A 19,036-nucleotide genomic window follows, 5' to 3' on the forward strand; every position below is an offset into this window, starting at 1 on the left:
GTGATCACCACTATTTTCCTAGGGGAAGTACAATCCATCAAACGAGAAAAAGACATGCCAATGAATAAGAAAAACTTAGCCATGGACGCAAAATGAAGGCTTTACGCAGCCTTTCGGGCCTGATTGACTTCGAGTGCGCCGCGCGCTGGGGTAGTTTCAAGCTGGCCGCGCACGAGTTGCACAAGACCCCGGCCGCGGTCAGCCTCCAGGTCAAGCAGCTGGAAGAAACCATCGGGTTTGCCCTGTTTGTGCGGCATCCGCGCCACATCGCGCTGACGGAAAAGGGGCAGGAGCTGGCGATCGCCACCGCCCGCATGCTGGGCGAGTTGCGCGCCAAGGTCACGGCCTTGCAGAGCGGCGACGAAGAGGCGGTGCTGCGCATCGCCACCACCCACTCGTTCGCGATCAAGTGGCTGGTGCCGCGCATGCACCGTTTTACGAAACTGTATCCGGAGCTCGACATCCGGCTCGACTCGAACGATGCCCCGGTCGATCTGCACGCCGACAGCACCGACGTCGCGATCCGCTACGGCTCGGTAGCGGACGGCGATCCGACGGTGCTGTTTCGTGAGCGACTGGTGCCGGCTTACAGTCCCGAGCTGCTCGCGCCAGGCCAGGCCGCGCTGACCCTGGCCGACCTGGACGAGCACCGTCTACTGATCGTGCATTCGCCCGAGGCCTGGCTGCAGCTGCTCAATGAAAATCGCGCGCTCAAGGGCGACTACGATTTCTCGCGCGCCTACAGCCATTGGGGCGTGCTGGTGCAGGCGGCGGTGGCGGGGCAGGGCGTGGCCCTGGTGCCGTACGGGATCGCGTTCCAGGACATCGCCGCCGGCGCCCTGCGCCTGATCCCCTGCCGCAGCGTGCCGTTCGCGAACGGCTACCGCTTTCTCGCCAATCCGCACAAGGAGCATATGCTCAAGGTGCGGCGCTTCCGCGAATGGATGGTGGCCGAAATGGCGGCCATGAGCGCGCACCTCGATTACCGCTAGACGGTGCGACGGCGGCGCAAATGCGAGAAGGGCGGCCCGCGGGCCGCCCTTCTCGTTGCAGGGTCAAGCGATTACTTCACGCCGTGCATCAGCTTCTGGATCACTGGCGCCAGGATCACCAGCAGAATGCCGCCGCCGAGCAGCGACCACAGGCCGAAGTTGTAGCCGTCCAGGGCCGAAGCCACGGTCATGCCGGTCTCGCCCGAAACGTGCGAGGCGAAGATGCCCGACAGGTTGTTGCCGATACCGGTCGACAGGAACCAGCCGCCCATGCCAAGGCCAACCAGGCGGGTAGGGGCCAGCTTGGTCACCATCGACAGGCCGATCGGCGACAGGCACAGCTCACCGACCGACTGGATCACGTACACCGCGAACAGGGTCCAGAACGGGATCATGCCCTTGTCGTCGACCAGCGACGACAGCGCGAATACCAGCAGGCCGAACGCCACGCCGTTGAAGATCAGGCCAAGGCCGAACTTGCGCGGGATCGATGGGTTTGCGTTACGCTTGCCGAGCCAGACCCAGATCGCGGCGATGATCGGCGCGAACACGATGATGGCCACCGAGTTCACCGACTGGAACCAGGCCACCGGGTATTCCCAGCCGCCCAGGTTACGATCGACGATATTGTTGGCGAGGAAGGTGAACGAGCTGCCTGCCTGTTCGAAGAAGCACCAGAACAGGATATTGAAGAAGAAGATGATCATCATCGCCCAGGTCTTGTCGCGCGAGACCTTGCCTTCGCGGATGCCTTCAATGATCAGCATCGCGGCCAGACCGACGAACAGGATGGTCAGCAGCACCTGCAGGTTGGCGGCGCCAGCTTGCAGCAGCAGGTACATGATCGGGATCACGACCAGCGCGCCGACAATCGTCATCACCAGGCGCTTCGGACTGGCCAGGTCGCCGATCGGGGCGCCGATGCCCTGGAGGGACTTGCGGCCGACATAGAACCAGAACAGCGAGATCAGCATGCCGATGCCCGAGGCCAGGAACACGATCTTGTACGATGGCATGGCCGTAGTGCCGAACACTTTCTCTGCCAGCAGCTGGGTCACGACCGGCGCGAACAGCGCGCCGACGTTGATGCCCATGTAGAAGATGGTGAAGCCCGAGTCGCGACGGGTATCGTTCAGCGCGTACAGCTGGCCGACCATGGCCGAGATGTTCGGCTTGAACATGCCATTGCCGACGATGATGGTCGCCAGGCCGAGCTTGAAGATGTCCTGGTTCGGGATCGAAATCATGAACAGGCCGGCCGCCATGAAGATGGCGCCAACCAGAATCGAACGTTGGTAGCCGATGACGCGGTCGGCTACCCAGCCGCCGAAGACAGCGCCGGCATACACCAGCGCGAGGTAGGAACCGTAGGTCAGGTTGGCGTCGGCCTGGCCGACCGCGTCGCCGCCGTAGAACTGGGAGACGATGTAAAGGACGAGTGCCCAACGAATGCCGTAGAAAGCGAAGCGCTCCCAGAATTCGGTCATGAACAACATCCACAGCGGTGCTGGGTGGCCCATGATCTGCTTGAATTCTGGAAGAGGTCCTTTGGCGGGTGTAGTAGCTGCACCGCTCATGCGGTTCCTCCCGAAGAAAATGTAATGACAGAGTAATAGTTATATGGAGCCATTCGACGGGCGAACATTCCAATAGGCACGCATTCTAGTGCATATTCTTCATCACAAGAAGAATTTTTCCGGATGTGTTAATGCGGTTCGAAGATGGTGCACCGCACCCTATTCTGGGGCACGCATGCACCGCCAGATTGGCGTATATTGCTTGTCAGGATGGTCTTTACAACGCCATCCGTACCATCGAATAACCGAGGATAGCCAGACCATGACCCATGAAGTAGTCGATACACTCGTTTCACCCGAAAGCCTGCAACTGGTCGACACTCTCATTTCACCGCAAGGGCGGCTCGAAGTGCTGTCGAAGGCAGAAGTCGCCAAGCTGCTCGAAACCGGCAAGGCCGGCCTGTATGACGTATTCCGCAAGTGCGCGCTGGCCGTGCTCAATACCGGTAGCGACATCGACGATGGCAAGGAGCTGCTCGAACGCTATGCGTCGTTCGAGATCAACATCATGCAGCGCGAGCGCGGCATCAAGCTCGACATCCGCAACGCGCCAGGCAATGCCTTCGTCGACGGCAAGATGATCCGCGGCATCCACGAGCACCTGTTCTCGGTGCTGCGCGATATCGTGTTCGTCAATTTCGACGTCACCGACAACCCCAAATTCGACCTCACCCGCAGCGAGGGCATCACCGATGCCGTGTTCCACATCCTGCGCAACGCCAACGTGCTGCAGCCGCAGCGCAATCCGAACCTGGTGGTGTGCTGGGGCGGCCACTCGATCAGCCGCATCGAATACAACTACACCAAGAAGGTCGGCTATGCGCTGGGCCTGCGCGAGATGGATATCTGCACCGGTTGCGGACCGGGCGCCATGAAAGGCCCGATGAAGGGCGCCACCATCGGCCACTCCAAGCAGCGCCTCGGCAGCGGGCGTTACCTGGGCATCTCGGAGCCGGGCATCATCGCGGCCGAATCGCCGAACCCGATCGTCAACGACCTGGTGATCATGCCGGACATCGAGAAACGCCTGGAGGCCTTCGTGCGCACCGGCCACGGCATCGTCGTGTTCCCGGGCGGCGCCGGCACCGCCGAAGAGATCCTGTACATCCTGGGCATCCTGCTCCATCCGGACAATGCCGAGATCCCGTTCCCGCTGGTGTTCACGGGCCCGGCCTCCGCGCGCGACTATTTCACCCAGATCGACGCTTTTCTCGGCGTGACCCTGGGCGCGGAGGCGCAGCGGCGTTACCAGATCATCATCGACGACCCGGATGCCGTGGCGCGCGCGATGCAGGCCGGCGTGCAAGAGGTACGCGCCTTCCGCAAGGCCAATAGCGACGCCTATTACTACAATTGGCGGCTCAAGATCGACCACGAGTTCCAGAAGCCGTTCAAGCCGACGCATGAAAACATGCGTGGTCTCGACCTGCATCGCGGGATCCCGACGCACTTGCTGGCTGCGAACCTGCGGCGTGCGTTCTCGGGCGTGGTGGCGGGGAATGTGAAGGAAGAGGGGATACGCGCGATCGAACAGTACGGCAAGTACGAGATCAGTGGCGAGGCGGAGATCATGGGGCCGATGGATGCGCTGCTGGCCTCGTTCGTCGAGCAGAGCCGCATGAAGTTGCCGGGCAAGGCGTATACGCCTTGCTATACGATCGTCCAGTAACGCGTCACCGGGCTACGTCATCTCGCACGTCGTCCCCGCGCAGGCGGGGACCCAAGTCTTTCGCGTCGTCGATACGTTCGGCGTCACGTTAATGCATGCAAGCTTGGGTTCCCGCCTGCGCGGGAACGACGTGCGAAAGGTGCGGGCCGTGGTGTGACGTCCCCGGGCGACCGCCCGAATAAAAAAGGCCGCCTTCCGGCGGCCTTCTCACTTCAAGACTCAGTCTTCCTTGCGCAGATGCGGGAACAGCAGCACGTCGCGGATGTTCGGCGAGTCGGTGATCAGCATCATCAGGCGGTCGATGCCGATGCCGCAGCCGCCGGCCGGCGGCATGCCGTATTCCAGCGCGCGGATGTAGTCGGCGTCGTAGAACATCGCCTCGTCGTCGCCCGCATCCTTGGCGGCCACCTGGGCCAGGAAGCGTGCGGCCTGGTCTTCGGGGTCGTTCAGCTCCGAGAAACCGTTGGCGATCTCGCGGCCGACCATGAACAGCTCGAAACGCTCGGTCACGCCTTCACGGGTGTCCGAGGCACGCGCCAGCGGCGAGACTTCGGCCGGGTAGTCGACGATGAAGGTCGGCTCCCACAGCAGCGCTTCGGCGGTCTCTTCGAACAGCGCCAGTTGCAGCGCGCCCAGGCCGGCGGTGGCGAACGGCTTGACGCCGAATTTCGTTTTCAGCTCGGTCTTGATGAACTCGGCGTCGTTCAGCTGCTCGGGCGTATAGCCCGGCGCGTACTTGTCGATCGCTTCGACGATGGTCAGGCGCTGGAACGGCTTCGACAGGTCCAGCTCGCGGCCGCCGTAGCTCAGCACGGCGCTGCCCTGGGCGTCGATCGCGGCCTGGCGGATCACCTGCTCGGTGAAGTCCATGATCCACTTGTAGTCGGTGTAGGCCGCATAGAATTCCATCATCGTGAATTCCGGGTTGTGACGGACCGACACGCCTTCGTTGCGGAAGTTGCGGTTGATCTCGAACACGCGGTCGAAACCGCCCACCACCAGGCGCTTCAGGTACAGTTCCGGTGCGATGCGCAGGTACATTTCCATGTCCAGCGCATTGTGGTGGGTGATGAAAGGCTTGGCCGCGGCGCCGCCCGGGATCGGGTGCAGCATCGGGGTCTCGACTTCCATGAAGCCGTTCTTTTCCATGAAGCGGCGCATCGACGACATCGCGGCGGTACGCGCCTTGAAGGTGCGGCGCGTCTCTTCGTTCATGATCAGGTCGACGTAGCGCTGGCGGTACTTGGTCTCCTGGTCGGCCAGGCCATGGAATTTGTCCGGCAGCGGACGGATCGCCTTGGTGATCAGGCGCAGCGCCGTCACCTTGACGGTCAGTTCGTCGGTCTTGGTCTTGAACAGCGTGCCCTCGACGCCCAGGATGTCGCCCAGGTCGTAGCTGCGCAGTGCGTCCATGGCTTCCTCGCCGGCGTTGTCGAGGGCGATGTAGACCTGGATGCGGCCCGATGCCGCCGGGCCGGAACTGTCCTGCAGAGTGGCGAAAGCGGCTTTCTTGCCCGCTTCGCGGCGCAGCATCATGCGGCCGGCCAGCACGACGGCGACCGGTTCGGCTTCCAGCTCTTCGCGGGTCTTGCCGTTATAGGTTTCGACCAGGTCGGCGGCCTTGTGCTGCGGGACGAAGTCGTTCGGGAAGGCGATGCCTTTCTCGCGGATCGCACCCAGCTTGGCGCGGCGCTCGGCCATGATCTTGTTTTCGTCGGCGGCCTGCAGCGGGGCCTGTTCTTGGTTTTCGGTGGTCATATTGTGTGATTCTAGTCTTGGTGGATTCAGGCCAGCAGGGTCTCAACGTCCAGCTGCGTGAAATCGTTGACGATGGCGATGACGTTGTCGAACTCGGCGAAGGCCTCGGCCGGCAGGGTGGTGGTGAGCACCACCGCGCGCATGCCGGCGCGGCGCGCCGCTTCCACGCCCAGCGGCGCGTCCTCGAACACGATGCACTGGGCCGGCATCGTCTCGCAGCGGTCGGCCGCCTTCAGGAAAACGTCCGGATGAGGCTTGCCGCGCGGGACGTCGACCGTGCCGACCACCACCGCGTCAAAGCGCCGGTGCAGGTCCATTTCGTCGAGGATGAAGCTGGCGCTGCCTGGCGAGGCCGAGGTGGCCACCGCCAGTTTCCAGCCACGGGCGGCGCCAGCCTCGATAAAGGCGTCGAAGCCGGGCAGGGTGCTGCGGTGCGGGGCATACAGCTCGCGGTACAGCACTTCCTTCTCGTGGTTCAGCGTCGCCAGCTCGTCGGCGGTGAGCTCTTGACCGAGATAGTGGCGCAGGATTTCCTTGCCCTGGCGGCCGGCCGTGTCGCGGAAGAAGGCATCGGGCTCGATGACCTGCCCGCGTCGCGCGAAGAAGGTGATCCACGCCTGGGTGTGGAAGTCCATATTGTCGACGATGGTGCCATCCATGTCGAAGATCAGCGCGCGGGCGGGTGTGGTCATCGGGTCTCTACCTTGTTAAACGTTCTGCTTGAGGGATGCGGAGATGAAGTCGTCCAGATCGCCGTCGAGCACGTTCTTGGTATTGCCCGTTTCGAAGCCGGTGCGCAAGTCCTTGATGCGCGACTGATCGAGCACGTAGGAGCGGATCTGGTGGCCCCAGCCGACGTCGGTCTTGGAGTCTTCCAGTTTCTGCTGCTCGCTCATGCGGTTACGCAGTTCGAGCTCGTACAGCTTCGCACGCAGCATGTCCCAGGCCTCGGCCTTGTTGCGGTGCTGCGATCGGTCATTCTGGCACTGGACCACGATACCCGATGGACCGTGCGTCAGGCGCACCGCAGAATCGGTCTTGTTGATGTGCTGACCGCCGGCGCCCGAGGCGCGGTAGGTGTCGATGCGCACGTCGGCCGGGTTGATCTCGATCTCGATCGAGTCGTCCACTTCCGGATACACGAACAGCGAGGTGAACGAGGTATGGCGGCCGTTGGCCGAGTCGAACGGCGACTTGCGCACCAGGCGGTGCACGCCGGTCTCGGTGCGCAGGTGGCCATAGGCGTACTCGCCGTCGACCTTGATGGTGGCGGTCTTGATGCCCGCGACCTCGCCCTCGGACTGTTCGAGGATCTCGGCCTTGAAGCCCTTGCGTTCGCAGTAGCGCAGGTATTGACGCAGCAGCATCGAAGCCCAGTCCTGGGCTTCGGTGCCGCCGGCGCCGGCCTGGATGTCGATGAAGCAGCTGGCATGGTCCATCGGATTGCTGAACATGCGGCGAAATTCCATCGCCTCGATGATCTTCTGGACGGCTTCGAGATCGGAGGATACCGCTTCGATGGTGTCGTCGTCGCCTTCCTCGCGCGCCATGTCGAACAGGTCGCGCGCGTCGGCCAGGTCGGCCTTGGCCTTCTCGAGCACGTGCACGACGCCTTCCAGCGCCTTCTTCTCTTTGCCCATTTCCTGGGCTTTCTTCTGGTCGTTCCAGATGGAAGGGTCTTCCATCTCCTGGTTGACCTGTTCTAGTTTCTCCGACTTCTTATCGAAGTCAAAGATACCTCCGAAGTTCGGCCTCACGACCGGTCAGGTCGTTCAGCAGGGCGGAAATGGCGTTAATGCGTTCGGCTTCCATGGTCTCGGCAGTCTCATTAGTTGGTTGAATCGAACCGGGGATTATACCCGACCACTGAGCTGACGACGCCGTATGGATTGCCACGCCAGTAGCCACTGCCGTATCATCGGCCCCGTCTAGTTTCCCGGATTCCCCATGAACCGCCTTTTGCGTTATCAAATCAGCATCGCCTTCGTGCCGCTGCTGCTCATCCTCCCCGTCCACGCCGCCCAGGCCCCGAGCGGTTCGACCGCCGTGCTGGCCGTGCTCGAGACGTCCGACCTGCATTCGAACGTGGTCGGCTACGACTACTACAAGCTGGCGCCGGATGCGTCGATCGGCTTCGACCGCACCGCCACGCTCATCCGCCAGGCGCGCAAGGAATTCGCCAACACGCTGCTGCTCGACAATGGCGACACGATCCAGGGCACGGCCTTCGCCGACTACCAGGCGCTGGTGAAGCCGCCGAGCTGCGAGCAGGTGCTGGGCATCTATAAAATCATGAACGCGCTCGGCTACGAGGGCGGCACGATGGGCAACCACGAGTTCAACTACGGCCTGCCGTTCCTGAACCAGATCACCGGCAGCAGCTTCAAGGTCAAGGATGTCGCGCCGCAGGCCAAGCCCTGCGCCGGACCGAACTTCCCGATCGTGCTGGCTAATATCCACAGCCTGCAGACCAACCAGCCGCTGTTCGCGCCCTACAAGATCATCGACAAGAAGATCGTCGCCACCGGCAAGGACGGCAAACGGGTCGAGAGCACCGTCAAGGTGGGCATCATCGGCTTCACGCCACCCGAGATCATGGCCTGGGACAAGCGCTGGCTCGAGGGCCGCGTCAAGCCGGTCGACATCAAGGCCAGCGCCGAGCGCTACATCCCCGAGATGCGCAAGAAGGGCGCCGAGCTGGTGGTGATGCTGGGCCATTCGGGCCTCGACGACGCTGCCTATTCGCCGAAGATGGAACACACCAACTGGCACCTGGCCAAGGTGCCGGGCGTCGACGTGGTGCTGATGGGCCATTCGCACCAGCTGTTCCCGAACAAGGACAGCAGCGTGCCCCAGTTCAACCTGCCGGGCGTGGACAAGGTGCGCGGGTTGGTGCATGGCGTGCCGGCCGTGATGCCGAGCCAGTGGGGCAAGCATCTGGGCGTGGTCCAGCTTCACCTGAAGTCCGACGGCAAGCGCTGGACGGTCGAGAAGGACAAGACCGTGGTCGAGGCGCGTTCGACCCAGACCGCGCCGAAGACCTTCGTCGAGCCGGATCCTGAAGTGACGGCGCTGGTGCGCGCCGAGCACGAGGCGACTATCGCCTACGTCAAGACGCCGGTCGGCCGTTCGGCTTTCCGTATGACGACCTACTTCGCCGACGTTGGCGATCCGTCGGCGCTGGAAGTGGTCAACCGCGCCCAGGCCGAATACGTCAGCAAGTACGTCCAGGCCAACCTGCCGCAGTACGCGAAGCTGCCGGTGCTGTCGGTGACGGCGCCATTCAAGGCCGGCTTCCCGACCGTGGCCGATTACACCGACGTGCCGGCCGGCGACCTGGCCTTGAACAACGCGGCCGACCTGTACCTGTTCCCGAACTCGCTGTATGCGGTGAAGGTCGATGGCGCGGGCCTGAAGGCATGGCTGGAGACGGCGGCGGGGCGCTTCAATACCATCGATCCGGCGAAGACCGAGGCACAGGAGCTGGTCAACAGCCGCTTCCCGAGTTTTAACTTCGACACCATCACCTCGCGCGACGTGAGCTACGAGATCGACGTGACACGCGCGCCGGGTGACCGCATCCGCAAGCTGTCCTACCAAGGCAAGCCGGTCGAGGCCAAGCAGGAATTCCTGGTGGCGACCAATAACTACCGCGCCAGCGGCGGCGGTGATTTCCCGGGGCTGGACGGCAGCAATGTGGTGCTGGCTTCGCCCGATAATAACCGCGACATCCTGATCGACTACATCCGCAGCGCCAAGGAGTTGAGCCGCAAGGCCCAGGGCGCGGCGCGCAGCTGGCGCTTCGCGCAAGTCAAGACTGCCGGGCCGGTGGTATTCCACTCGGCGCCTGACCTGGTCGGACTGGCGCAAGAGGCGGGGATCGACAACGTCAGCCAGTTGAAGGCCGACGACGGTAGTGGCAAGGGCACCGCGCTGTATGCGGTGGACCTGTCGAAGTAAATCGTTATCCCTCGCACGTCGTCCCCGCGGAGGCGGGGACCCAAGTTTTCCAGCTTACCGACTGCTTCAAACGCAGCCACTACGCCGATGACTTGGGTCCCCGCCTTCGCGGGGACGACGTATTTGATGCAGCTGCTTCGTTCAATGCAGCTGCTTTTTCTCCGCCTGCACCAGCACGAACGGGCTCACCACCGACGCCCACAAGACCTCATCCGCCTCCAGCCAGCCCTGTGCCTGCGCATCGCTGACCTTGGCCACGCTGCCCTCGTTCATCCAGCGCGCGACGCTCTCGCGGTCGTCGTGGGCCACGCGCAGGGCGACGTCGATCAGGTCCAGCGCTTCGCTGACCCAGATCACCGAGCCGCTGGCGAAGTGGCGTTCCAACTCGCTCCATTTGACACGGCCGGTCTCGCGGTTGATCTTGTCGTGCAGTTCGGTGTCGTTCTCGGGTTTGGTTTTCATGTGCTTCGTGAATCTGTTCAAAGAATCTCGACCGCAGGATGCGGCGAACCCGCCCATGTTAACCGATAGGTCTGCGCCTTGCGCACATTGCCGACCAGCGCCGGCCGAAAGCAGGCCAGGCAGGTGCCGCCCGGATGCCGCACGCTGGGATAGATGACGCCCATCGATCCGCCGTCGAGCAGTTCGTTCGCCAGCGCCTGCGAGGCCACGTAGCTGGCCGGGTCGAGACAGTCCTCGTAGGCGACGACGCCGCGCACGTCATGGAAGCTGGCGCTGAAGTCGGCCAGCAGGCACTGGTAGGTGACGCTGTCGTCGAAGCGGTCGATCTCCGCGTATTCCACCGTCTTGTGGAAGATGACCTCGGCCAGCGAGGTCGCGGCGTCGAAGCCGCAATACCAGGCGCCACGGTCGCCGTCGTTGAAGCGGCTGCCCTCGGGCCGTGCATAGGTGAAAGCGGCATTGATGATGCGGAAGTTGGGCACGCCGAACACCAGCTCATCGACGCCGATGCCCGGCAACAGCCCGGACTCGCCGCGCAGGCGGTCGTTGGTGGCGTTATCGAGGTCGAACAGGTCGCGCAGCACGTCGTCGCCCTCGGCCAGCGGCGCCAGCACCGAGTCTTCCATGTCGGCGAAGCGCGAGGGGATCAGGCGACAGGTGTCGTTCTGGCGCAGGGGCGTCAGCCGTGGCCGCAGATTACCCATCGATCACAGTCCGCCACGGCGGGCGTCGAGCAGGCGGCGCACGCTCTGCATCGCGAGCAGGCCGCCGCCGAGCATGAAGGCGAGCGGCGTGCGGCCGGCAAAGATGGGGTTGGTATTGGTCAGCTGCACCCATTCGTCGGCCAGCTTGTCGCCATACAGGATGTGCAGGCTTTTATAGATGCCGAGCAGGTAGGAAATGCGGGTGATGCGGTCGACTTCAAGCAGCCGGTCGGGGTTCTTCTTCCAGTCGTAGAAGGCCGAGGACGACAGGCCGCCGAGCAGTTCGCGTGCATCCTCGTCGCGCAGGTTCCAGGCGGCCGCCAGCCGGAAGAAACCCTTCAGGGCCGATTGCGACAAGCGTTCGCGCTCGGCCCGCGAATTGAGGTCCACCAGGGTCGCCGGCTCGAAGCGGCTCTTGGGATAGGCGTAGGCAAGATTCATGATCCCTCCGATTCAGGAGTATTTATACTCCGATTCAGTATCGCATGCAAGGAGCGGTTGTCAAGCCGGCCGCTGCGTGACAGAATCGCGCGATTGCCAAACAGCAAAGTTTTTGCCTCTTAACGAATGCGCCTCAGCTCGCTATCCTTGATCGTCGTGTGTCTCGTGGCCGCCATAGCCGCCGGCCGCGCGCGGGTGTCGCACGACGACTTGCGCAACCAGGTGATGGCGCACGAACGCGCCTTCGCCGCCACGATGGCGGCCCGCGATTTCGAGGGCTTTGGGCGCTACCTGTCGCAAGAGGCGGTGTTCATGGCAGGTAGCGACGCCCAGCGCGGCAAGGATGCCGTATTGTCTGCCTGGCGCCGCTACTACGACGGCCAGCAGCCGCCGTTCTCGTGGGAGCCGGAGCAGGTAGAAGTGGTCGAGTCGGGCACGCTGGCCTACAGCACCGGTCCGATCCGCGATGCGTCCGGGCGCCGAGTCGGCACTTTCAATTCAGTATGGCGGCTAGAAGCGCCGGGGCGCTGGGCGGTCGTGTTCGATCGCGGGTGCGACTGCAGGAGCCAGCCGCAATGACAAGACATCATGCGCCGTGCGGCGCCGCGGCCGTGACGGGAAACACCCGGTCGTACGCCAGGTTGAACAGAAAGCCATACACCAGATAGAAGGTGACGATGGCCAGGTCCATCAGTAACGCCGCCCACAGGCCGATCCCCAGGTACCAGGCGATCAGCGGGATCAGCATCGCGACCAGCCCCGCCTCGAACAGGAAAGTGTGCGCGACCCGGATCGCCATCGTCTTGTCGACGCTGCCGCGCAGGCGCAGCATGGCCCGGTCGAATCCCATATTGAACACGAAGTTCCAGACGGTGGCGATGGTCGCGGAGGCGACGCCGATCACGCCCATGTGGTCGACCGGCTGGTCGAACACGGCGGCCGATCCCGGGATGAAAATGGCAAGGGCGACGGCTTCGAACAGGAGCGCGTGCCGAACGCGGTCGCGGAAAGTGCGCATATAAAACAACCTCTGTGCTGACGTGGGGGCCGCATCATGGCACACACGATAAATATATGCACAGAGGAAAAACCGAGGCATCATGCTTCAAATATGAAACACACCAACTGGGATGACTTGCGCCTGCTGCTGTTGATCGTGCAGGAAGGCGCCTTGCGCAGCGCGGCGCGCAAGGCCGGGCTGAGCCCGGCGACGCTGTCGCGCCGCCTCGACGACCTCGAAGGAGCGCTTGGGCAAAAGGTGGTCGAGCGCTACCAGGGCGGCTGCGTGCCGACCGCGTTCGGCGCCGGCATCATCGCCTGGGCCGGCCAGATGGGCGAGATCGCGCTGGAAATCGAGCGCACCCGCGACCGGCAGGATGCGCATGCCGCCTCGGGCATCGTGCGCATCAATACCGATGAGTGGCTGTCGTACTTCCTGACCACCCGCTTCGCGCGCTTCCATGACAAGTACCCCAACGTCGAGGTCGAGATCGTGACCTCGCACCGGCCTTACAGCCTGGCGCAGCGCGAAGCGGACATCGCGATCAGGCCTTTCCGGCCCGAACAGCTCGACCTGGTCACACGCCGCCTCGGCGCCTTGTCTTTCGGCCTGTACTGCAGCCGCGAGGTGGCGGCGCGCCATGCGGACGCGCTGGCGCGGCGCGACTGGGCCAGCCTGCCATTCGTCGGTTTCGACGAGCCGCGCGCTGAGTTCCAGTCCGACCGCTGGCTGCGCGCTCTGCCCGGTGCGCCGGCGCCGTGGATGCGCTGCAGTTACGGGCTCGGGATCCTGGATGGCGTGGCGCACGGCGCCGGCCTCGGCGTGCTGGCGACCTTCCTGGCCACCGACCAGCAAAACCTGGTCGCCGCAATCCCCCATATCCCTGAACTGGACCAGGATATCTGGCTGTCGATGCACAGCGGCCTGCGCAAGAGCGCGCGCATCCGGGCGGTGGTGGATTTCATGGGAGAAGTGTTCAGCGAATATCGCCAGCGCGGCGGCTGATCGATCGCTGAGACTGCCCGGGGCGGCGCGATGGCGCACCGGCCGACCCGGGAATTGCATCGGCACGCGGGCGCGTGCCGGGATGAGGCTTAGTCCTTGCCGATACCGCTGGCCAGTGCCGCATCGGCGCCGGCGCCGGCGCTGAGCATCCAGCCGGTCATCAGGAGGTAGAACATCAGCAGCGTGAACAGCACCGACACGCGGCGCGCGTTGATGCCTTCGAACAGTGGCTTCTTGTTATAGGCGACGCCGACGAAGTAGGCGCCGAACACGGTGGCCATATAGTGCACCGCGCCGAAAGTCTCGCCCAGCTCGCCCTTGCGTGGATGGTCGACCAGCAGGTGCGACAGGATCACCAGGATCAGGTACGGCACCGAGGCGGCCAGCGGCGGCAGGTACAGGCCGAAGCGCTCGACGAAGTCGCGGATCGCCGGGCGCTTGCGCGCCAGCAGGGGCAGGAACAGGTTGTGGATCAGGCCGCTGATGACGATGACCTTCAGCAGTACCGCCTTGTGCAGGCTTTCCTCGCCAAAGCCCAGGTTGTGCAGATTGGTCTCGGCCTGGCGGTTATTCTGCAGGAACCATTCCGGCGACTGGATGTTCAGGATACGCTGGAACCAGCTGATCTCTTCCAGCGCGGCCAGGGCCACGAGGCCGGTCAGGCCCGCCAGCACCAGTACGCCGAGATTGAAGCCCTCGGTCTTGTAGCGGTCGATCGCGACGTAGCCGAGCAGGCCGGACGTGAGCGAGAATGCCAGGAACTGCATCCATTCGACGATGCCGTCCTCCACCAGCAGGCGCGCCAGTTCATGCGGATTGTTTGCCCAGATCAGGGCCAGCAGCAGGCAGAACGTGTTGATGATGGTGGCCGAGATGATCACCGGATGCTTATACCATTTGTTATCTACCACTAAATTACTCCTTCAAAGACGAAAAATGTTCGGCCACCAGCGGCTGCAGTCCTGGGGCTGGCCCCGGCGCCGGAACCGGATCGGGTTCGGGTTCCAGCCGGCGATCGGAAACGCGGCGTCCGGTGCGGCGCAGCGCAGCGGCCAGCAGGGCGGCGACGGCCCAGGCCCACAGCAGCGGGTCGATCAGGGCATCCCACAGGTTGCCGGTGGGCAGGCGCAACAGCGCGAAGAGGGCGAGGGCGCCCAGCAGGCTCGCCGCCGGCCCGCGCGCATGGCCGCGCACGATGAGGAACACGCAGACGATGGCGGCGGCGATGCCGAGCAGCGGCGCGGCGGCCTGGCCGAAGCCGGCAAAATAAAAGCCGCGCGCCAGGAAACCGACGGCATCCAGATACAGCAGGGCGCCGCTGACGACCAGCACGCCGGCCAGCGCCTGCGGCATGACCTGGCTGCGGCGGATGCCGTTCCAGCGCTCGGCCAGGCGCAGCAGGCAGCAGCCGACCAACAGCCCGCTCGGGTACTGGAAGGCCAGGCCCAGCCACCAGGCCGGCGACAGTTCGCCCGGCAGGGCCATCGCCGCCAGCGACAGCGCCAGCACCGCGGCCAGCGCCACGCGCGACATCGGGGCCGACCGGCGCCACAGCGCGCACAGCAGGGTGGCGAGGACGATGGCCCAGCCCAGGCGCCCGTAGAGGATTTGCAGCGAGAGATCCGGCAGGTTCATCAAATCGTTCCTCCGGCGTTGATGCGATAGCGGTGGTGGGCGATCGCCTGGCGTTGCCAGGTATAGGTCACGTGCAGTTCGTCGCCGACCTGCTGTAGCGTCGGATACGAAAATTCGTCGCCGGCCTTGCCCTTGGCGATATCGGCCACCGTGCGCCAGCTGCGCATATCGTCGGAAATCGACAGGCGCAGCACGCTGCGCGCCGAGGCATCGTCGGCGGCGTGGTTGTGCAGCATCAGGAACTGGCCGCTGGACAGCCGGATGGCCGCCATCGAGGTATTGTGGTTGGGCAGGTCGAGCGCCGGCAGGTCGTGCCAGCTGGCGCCACCGTCGGTGCTGGCCGCGTGCTGCATGCGGCGCGCCTCGCTGTCGTCGCGCAGCAGCGCGCGCACCTCGGTCTTCGACACCGCCACGATGGCCGGTTGCAGGGTCGACGTGCTCTGGCCGATGCGCGCCAGCGAGGTCGGGTTGCCCTGGGCATCGAACGCCATCAGCATCGGGTATTTGTTGCCGATCTCAAAATAGACGGGCAGCCACCAGCCGCCGTCGCTGAGCGCCAGCGGAGACGTGCGCACCAGCGCGCTGGTATTGAACAGCGGCGAAGTCGGCAGCACGCGGCGGACGCGGAAGCTGGCGCCCTGGTCGGTCGAGACGATGTGGGCGATGCGCGACGCCGCCCAGCCGCCCAGGCCGGTGGCGACGACGTACAGGTGGATCTTGCCGTCGCGGTCGGTCCAGGCGACCGGATTGCCGATGCGGCGCACGCCGAAGCCGAGCGCGGCACCCAGCGACTCACGGCTGGCGACCATCCACGGTGCGCTCCAGGCGCCATTGGCCCAGGTCGAGGCGTACACCTTGACGTCGGGGCCGCTCTCGCGGCTGCCGGCCCACCAGAAGGCCAGCATGCGGTTGCCCGGCAGCGGCGTCATCGAGCTGGCGTGGGCCGACGGCATGCCGTGCGGCGCCGGAATATGGGTGCTCGACAGTTCGGTGAGCGTGACCGGGCCGCCGCGCGTGGCGCCGGCCAGGCTCGGCTGGGCGGCGGCGTGGGCGCTGCGCATCCAGCGCAGGCCCTCGGCGCCGAGCATGAGCAGCACGAGGAGCACACAGCCGAGCAAGACGAGATTGCGGGGGCGCGGCTGAGGGATCTGGGGATTCTCCATTCGCTTCCAGTAGAGGGAACCCAGCAGTTGCGACCTGCACCGGCGGGCTCTGACAGTGAACGTCCCGGAAGCGATGATGTCGCTGCGGGATTGCTGGCGCCAAATGGCCTGTCAGCAAAGGCGCTATCGTACCGGAAAGCCACGCAAAACACATCAGGCAGAGGCGATATCGGGCCGAAATTGATGCCGAATGGGGCGTCATTACGCCCTCTAGGCCGCCATCAGGGGGCAGATCATGGCAAGCTTGCCAAGTTATCGGCAATTTCTCGATAACAAGCCCGCAACTTCGCCCGCATCTCCGCGTACACTTGCGTTTTCGACAGCCAAGGCTTTGCAGCATGCGTACTTTACCCGTACTACTCATCCTGATCCTTGTCTTGCTTGGGTCCGGATGTGCGAACCAAAATCCCTATTTTGACTCTAGCAAGCCGCACCACCGGCCCGAAGGCTTTGCTAATAACTACCCAAATAATCCCGCCTACCAGCGGCCGAAACTCGGCTTCTTCGAGGGCTGGGCGGCGCGCATCAGGAACTGGACAGAAGACGAAGCCGTGCGCGCTCCGAGCGCGCCGATTCCGACCTTGGCGCCCGATCTGGCCTTCATCCATGCCAACCGTGATACCCCGGCGCTGACCTGGATCGGCCATGCGACCTTCCTGTTCCAGACCGGGACCGGCGTGAACCTGCTGTTCGATCCGGTGTTCGACGAACGCGCTTCGCCGCTGTCCTTCGCCGGCCCGAAACGGCACCAGCCGCCTGGCGTGGCGATCGCCGACCTGCCGCGCATCGACGTCGTCCTGATCAGCCACTCGCACTACGACCACCTGTCGCGCGACTCGCTGCGCCAGTTGTACCGCCAGGCCGGCGGCCCGCCACTGCTGGTGGCGCCGCTCGGCGTCGACCTCTGGCTGGAAAAGAACGTCACCGGCGGCGACCGCTCGCGCATCGTCAAGCTCGATTGGTGGGACAAGACCGTCTACCAGGGTCTCGAACTGCACCTGCTGCCGGTGCACCACTGGTCGGCGCGCTCGCTGTGGGACCGCAACGAGACCCTGTGGGGTGGCTTCGCGGTGACGCGGCCGGGGCATTCCTTCTTCTTCTCGGGCGACCTCGGGTATTCGAAGGACATCCAGGACATCGCAGCGCGCTTCGACGGCTTTGACCTGGCCGCGATCGGCATTGGCGCCTACCAGCCGGTCTGGTACCGCAATTCCCACGTCAGCCCGGACGAAGCGGTGCGCATCCACCGCGAACTGCGCGTCAGGCGCAGCGTCGGCATGCACTGGGGGACGTATCCGATGGGGCAGGAGCGCCTCGACCAGGCCGCGATCGACCTGGCCACCGCCCGCAAGGTGCAGGGCGTGGCCGATGATGCATTCTTCGTGATGAAGATCGGGGAGACGTATCGCGCGCCGGCTCCCCGATAGCGATCACGTTTGTGGCGCGCGCAGGGTCAGCTTGAGGATCTCGCCAGGCTGCCATAGCCGCATGCGCGGCCCCCAGCCGCCGGCGCCGCGGCTGATCACCAGCTGCATATCGCCTTCGCGGTGTACCCCGACCAGGTGCGGGAATTCGCGCTTGACCAGGTAGTTGAAGGGCCAGATCTGGCCGCCGTGGGTATGCCCGGACAGCATCAGGCTCACGCCCTCGCGCGCCGCGCGCTCGACCAGGCCGGGCGCCGGGATGTGGGCCAGCAGGATGGTGGCGCCCTCGGCGCGATTGGGGATCGTCCGTGCCAGTCCGGCGTAGATATCGCCGCCGTGCATGGCGCGGCCGATGTCGTCCAGGCCCGCCAGGTGCAGGCCGGGCGCGATCTCGACCCGCTCGTCGCGCAGCCATTTCACGCCGCCGGCGGAAAATTCCGCGATCGTGCCGCCGGCGTCGCCGTAGTATTCGTGGTTGCCCGTCACCGCCCACACGCCCAATGGCGCGCGCAGGCGGCGCAGCACCGGCGCCAGCTGGTCGTCGTTGATCGGCTCGTCCTCGACCTGGTCGCCCAGCATCACGACAGCCGCCGGTTCCAGTGCATTGATCTGGTCGACGCGCTTGCCGAGCCAGGCGGCGCGGCGCTGGGCGCCCAGGTGGGTGTCGCTGATCGCGACCAGGGTCATGCCGTCGAGCTCCTGGGGCAGGCCGGCCAGCGGCAGTTCATATTCCACGATCGCCGGCGCCCGCACCGCCTGGAAGATGGCGAAGGCGCTAACCGACACGCCGGCGATGGCGCCGGCTGCCAGGATCCTGGGCGCCCAATTGCGCAGCCACAGCCCGAAACCGGTGACCAGGTCGGCCAGCAGCAGGTATTGCGTCATGACGAACAGGATGCCGAGCCAGGTCATGGCGAACTGGCCCGGCCACCAGCGCCAGTCGAGGGCGGCGTCGCCCAGGCGCACGCCGAGCAGGTAGACGGCCCAGACCACGACCGCGCCCAGCCACCACCAGCGTGCTTTGACTCGCGTGCGAATCGGTGCCAGCGCATATAGACGGTGCGCCACGTAGAAATGCATCAGCGTGCCGATGCCATTGAGGATGAGTGAAAACATGCGTACTTACACCGATCGAGGCCGGCGAGGGTAGTCCAGAACCGGGCAATCATAGCGGGTATGCACTCTACATGTCGCCGGGAATTATCCTGAAATTCATGCGGGGTTATACTGCGTCATCCCAGTCATC

The 19,036-nt window shown here is 64.5% G+C and carries 18 protein-coding genes; 6 read left to right on the forward strand and 12 right to left on the reverse strand.

The features are described 5' to 3' along the window. Positions 1-92: 92 nt before the first annotated feature. The gene (locus SOM28_RS18700; RefSeq protein WP_320469029.1) at positions 93-992 is read left to right on the forward strand and encodes a LysR substrate-binding domain-containing protein; all 900 of its coding nucleotides are present in this window, start codon (positions 93-95) and stop codon (positions 990-992) included. A 71-nt stretch (positions 993-1,063) separates the two neighbouring features. On the opposite strand, the gene SOM28_RS18705 is transcribed toward SOM28_RS18700, so the two are convergent. Continuing rightward, positions 1,064-2,569, reverse strand: coding sequence for a peptide MFS transporter (locus tag SOM28_RS18705; RefSeq protein ID WP_147937480.1), 1,506 nt, complete (start codon positions 2,567-2,569; stop codon positions 1,064-1,066). Positions 2,570-2,831: 262 nt separating this feature from the next. Here SOM28_RS18705 and ppnN point away from each other — a divergent pair, with 262 nt between their 5' ends. Next, positions 2,832-4,238, forward strand: a complete 1,407-nt coding sequence (gene ppnN / locus SOM28_RS18710; RefSeq protein WP_320469030.1) for a nucleotide 5'-monophosphate nucleosidase PpnN — start codon at positions 2,832-2,834, stop codon at positions 4,236-4,238. A gap of 219 nt (positions 4,239-4,457) precedes the next feature. On the opposite strand, the gene lysS is transcribed toward ppnN, so the two are convergent. The 3 genes from lysS to prfB all read right to left on the reverse strand — a co-directional run bounded on the left by lysS (position 4,458) and on the right by prfB (position 7,808). After that, positions 4,458-5,996, reverse strand: coding sequence for a lysine--tRNA ligase (gene lysS / locus SOM28_RS18715; protein WP_320469031.1), 1,539 nt, complete (start codon positions 5,994-5,996; stop codon positions 4,458-4,460). Positions 5,997-6,022: 26 nt separating this feature from the next. After that, positions 6,023-6,688 (reverse strand): HAD family hydrolase, encoded by a 666-nt coding sequence (locus SOM28_RS18720; RefSeq protein ID WP_320469032.1) that lies wholly within the window; start codon positions 6,686-6,688, stop codon positions 6,023-6,025. A 15-nt stretch (positions 6,689-6,703) separates the two neighbouring features. Further along, a protein-coding gene (prfB, locus tag SOM28_RS18725; protein WP_123071141.1) for a peptide chain release factor 2 occupies positions 6,704-7,808 on the reverse strand; the annotation gives its coding sequence in 2 pieces (ribosomal slippage) (positions 6,704-7,726 and positions 7,728-7,808; 1,104 coding nt in all). Positions 7,809-7,943: 135 nt separating this feature from the next. Here prfB and SOM28_RS18730 point away from each other — a divergent pair. Then, positions 7,944-9,956, forward strand: a complete 2,013-nt coding sequence (locus SOM28_RS18730) for a bifunctional 2',3'-cyclic-nucleotide 2'-phosphodiesterase/3'-nucleotidase (RefSeq protein ID WP_320469033.1) — start codon at positions 7,944-7,946, stop codon at positions 9,954-9,956. A 141-nt stretch (positions 9,957-10,097) separates the two neighbouring features. Here SOM28_RS18730 and SOM28_RS18735 read toward each other — a convergent pair whose 3' ends face one another. The 3 genes from SOM28_RS18735 to SOM28_RS18745 are packed head-to-tail and all read right to left on the reverse strand — an operon-like array spanning position 10,098 to position 11,563. Continuing rightward, positions 10,098-10,418, reverse strand: coding sequence for a DUF2288 domain-containing protein (locus SOM28_RS18735; protein ID WP_123071143.1), 321 nt, complete (start codon positions 10,416-10,418; stop codon positions 10,098-10,100). 17 nt (positions 10,419-10,435) lie between these two features. Further along, positions 10,436-11,122, reverse strand: coding sequence for an RES domain-containing protein (locus tag SOM28_RS18740; RefSeq protein ID WP_123071144.1), 687 nt, complete (start codon positions 11,120-11,122; stop codon positions 10,436-10,438). Positions 11,123-11,125: 3 nt separating this feature from the next. Beyond that, complete coding sequence (locus SOM28_RS18745) at positions 11,126-11,563, reverse strand: antitoxin Xre-like helix-turn-helix domain-containing protein (protein ID WP_123071145.1); 438 nt, start codon at positions 11,561-11,563, stop codon at positions 11,126-11,128. Positions 11,564-11,728: 165 nt separating this feature from the next. On the opposite strand from SOM28_RS18745, the gene SOM28_RS18750 reads away from it, so the two are divergent. Continuing rightward, the gene (locus SOM28_RS18750) at positions 11,729-12,142 is read left to right on the forward strand and encodes a YybH family protein (protein WP_229415040.1); all 414 of its coding nucleotides are present in this window, start codon (positions 11,729-11,731) and stop codon (positions 12,140-12,142) included. A gap of 7 nt (positions 12,143-12,149) precedes the next feature. Here SOM28_RS18750 and SOM28_RS18755 read toward each other — a convergent pair whose 3' ends face one another. Beyond that, on the reverse strand, positions 12,150-12,581 hold the full coding sequence (locus SOM28_RS18755; RefSeq protein ID WP_123071147.1) for a PACE efflux transporter: 432 nt from the start codon (positions 12,579-12,581) through the stop codon (positions 12,150-12,152). 93 nt (positions 12,582-12,674) lie between these two features. On the opposite strand from SOM28_RS18755, the gene SOM28_RS18760 reads away from it, so the two are divergent. Then, a complete protein-coding gene (locus SOM28_RS18760) occupies positions 12,675-13,568 on the forward strand; it encodes a LysR family transcriptional regulator (RefSeq protein ID WP_183407512.1) in 894 nt (297 codons plus the stop codon). An 89-nt stretch (positions 13,569-13,657) separates the two neighbouring features. Here the strand turns inward: SOM28_RS18760 and SOM28_RS18765 are convergent, their stop codons facing one another. The 3 genes from SOM28_RS18765 to SOM28_RS18775 are packed head-to-tail and all read right to left on the reverse strand — an operon-like array spanning position 13,658 to position 16,366. Continuing rightward, a complete protein-coding gene (locus tag SOM28_RS18765) occupies positions 13,658-14,479 on the reverse strand; it encodes a hypothetical protein (protein WP_123071149.1) in 822 nt (273 codons plus the stop codon). 4 nt (positions 14,480-14,483) lie between these two features. Beyond that, positions 14,484-15,203 (reverse strand): hypothetical protein, encoded by a 720-nt coding sequence (locus SOM28_RS18770; protein ID WP_123071150.1) that lies wholly within the window; start codon positions 15,201-15,203, stop codon positions 14,484-14,486. After that, complete coding sequence (locus tag SOM28_RS18775; protein WP_123071151.1) at positions 15,203-16,366, reverse strand: sialidase family protein; 1,164 nt, start codon at positions 16,364-16,366, stop codon at positions 15,203-15,205. Before SOM28_RS18775 ends, SOM28_RS18770 begins: the two co-directional genes overlap by 1 nt. A 551-nt stretch (positions 16,367-16,917) precedes the next feature. Between SOM28_RS18775 and SOM28_RS18780 the strand changes: the two genes are divergently transcribed. Further along, positions 16,918-17,793 carry an MBL fold metallo-hydrolase gene (locus SOM28_RS18780; RefSeq protein ID WP_320469034.1) on the forward strand — a complete coding sequence of 292 codons (876 nt, stop codon included), beginning with the start codon at positions 16,918-16,920 and terminating at the stop codon, positions 17,791-17,793. Positions 17,794-17,796: 3 nt separating this feature from the next. Here the strand turns inward: SOM28_RS18780 and SOM28_RS18785 are convergent, their stop codons facing one another. Continuing rightward, the gene (locus tag SOM28_RS18785; RefSeq protein ID WP_320469035.1) at positions 17,797-18,906 is read right to left on the reverse strand and encodes a metallophosphoesterase; all 1,110 of its coding nucleotides are present in this window, start codon (positions 18,904-18,906) and stop codon (positions 17,797-17,799) included. Positions 18,907-19,036 lie beyond the last annotated feature (130 nt).

The organism is Massilia sp. CFBP9026, assembly GCF_034045165.1.
Lineage (GTDB): Bacteria > Pseudomonadota > Gammaproteobacteria > Burkholderiales > Burkholderiaceae_D > Telluria > Telluria arenae.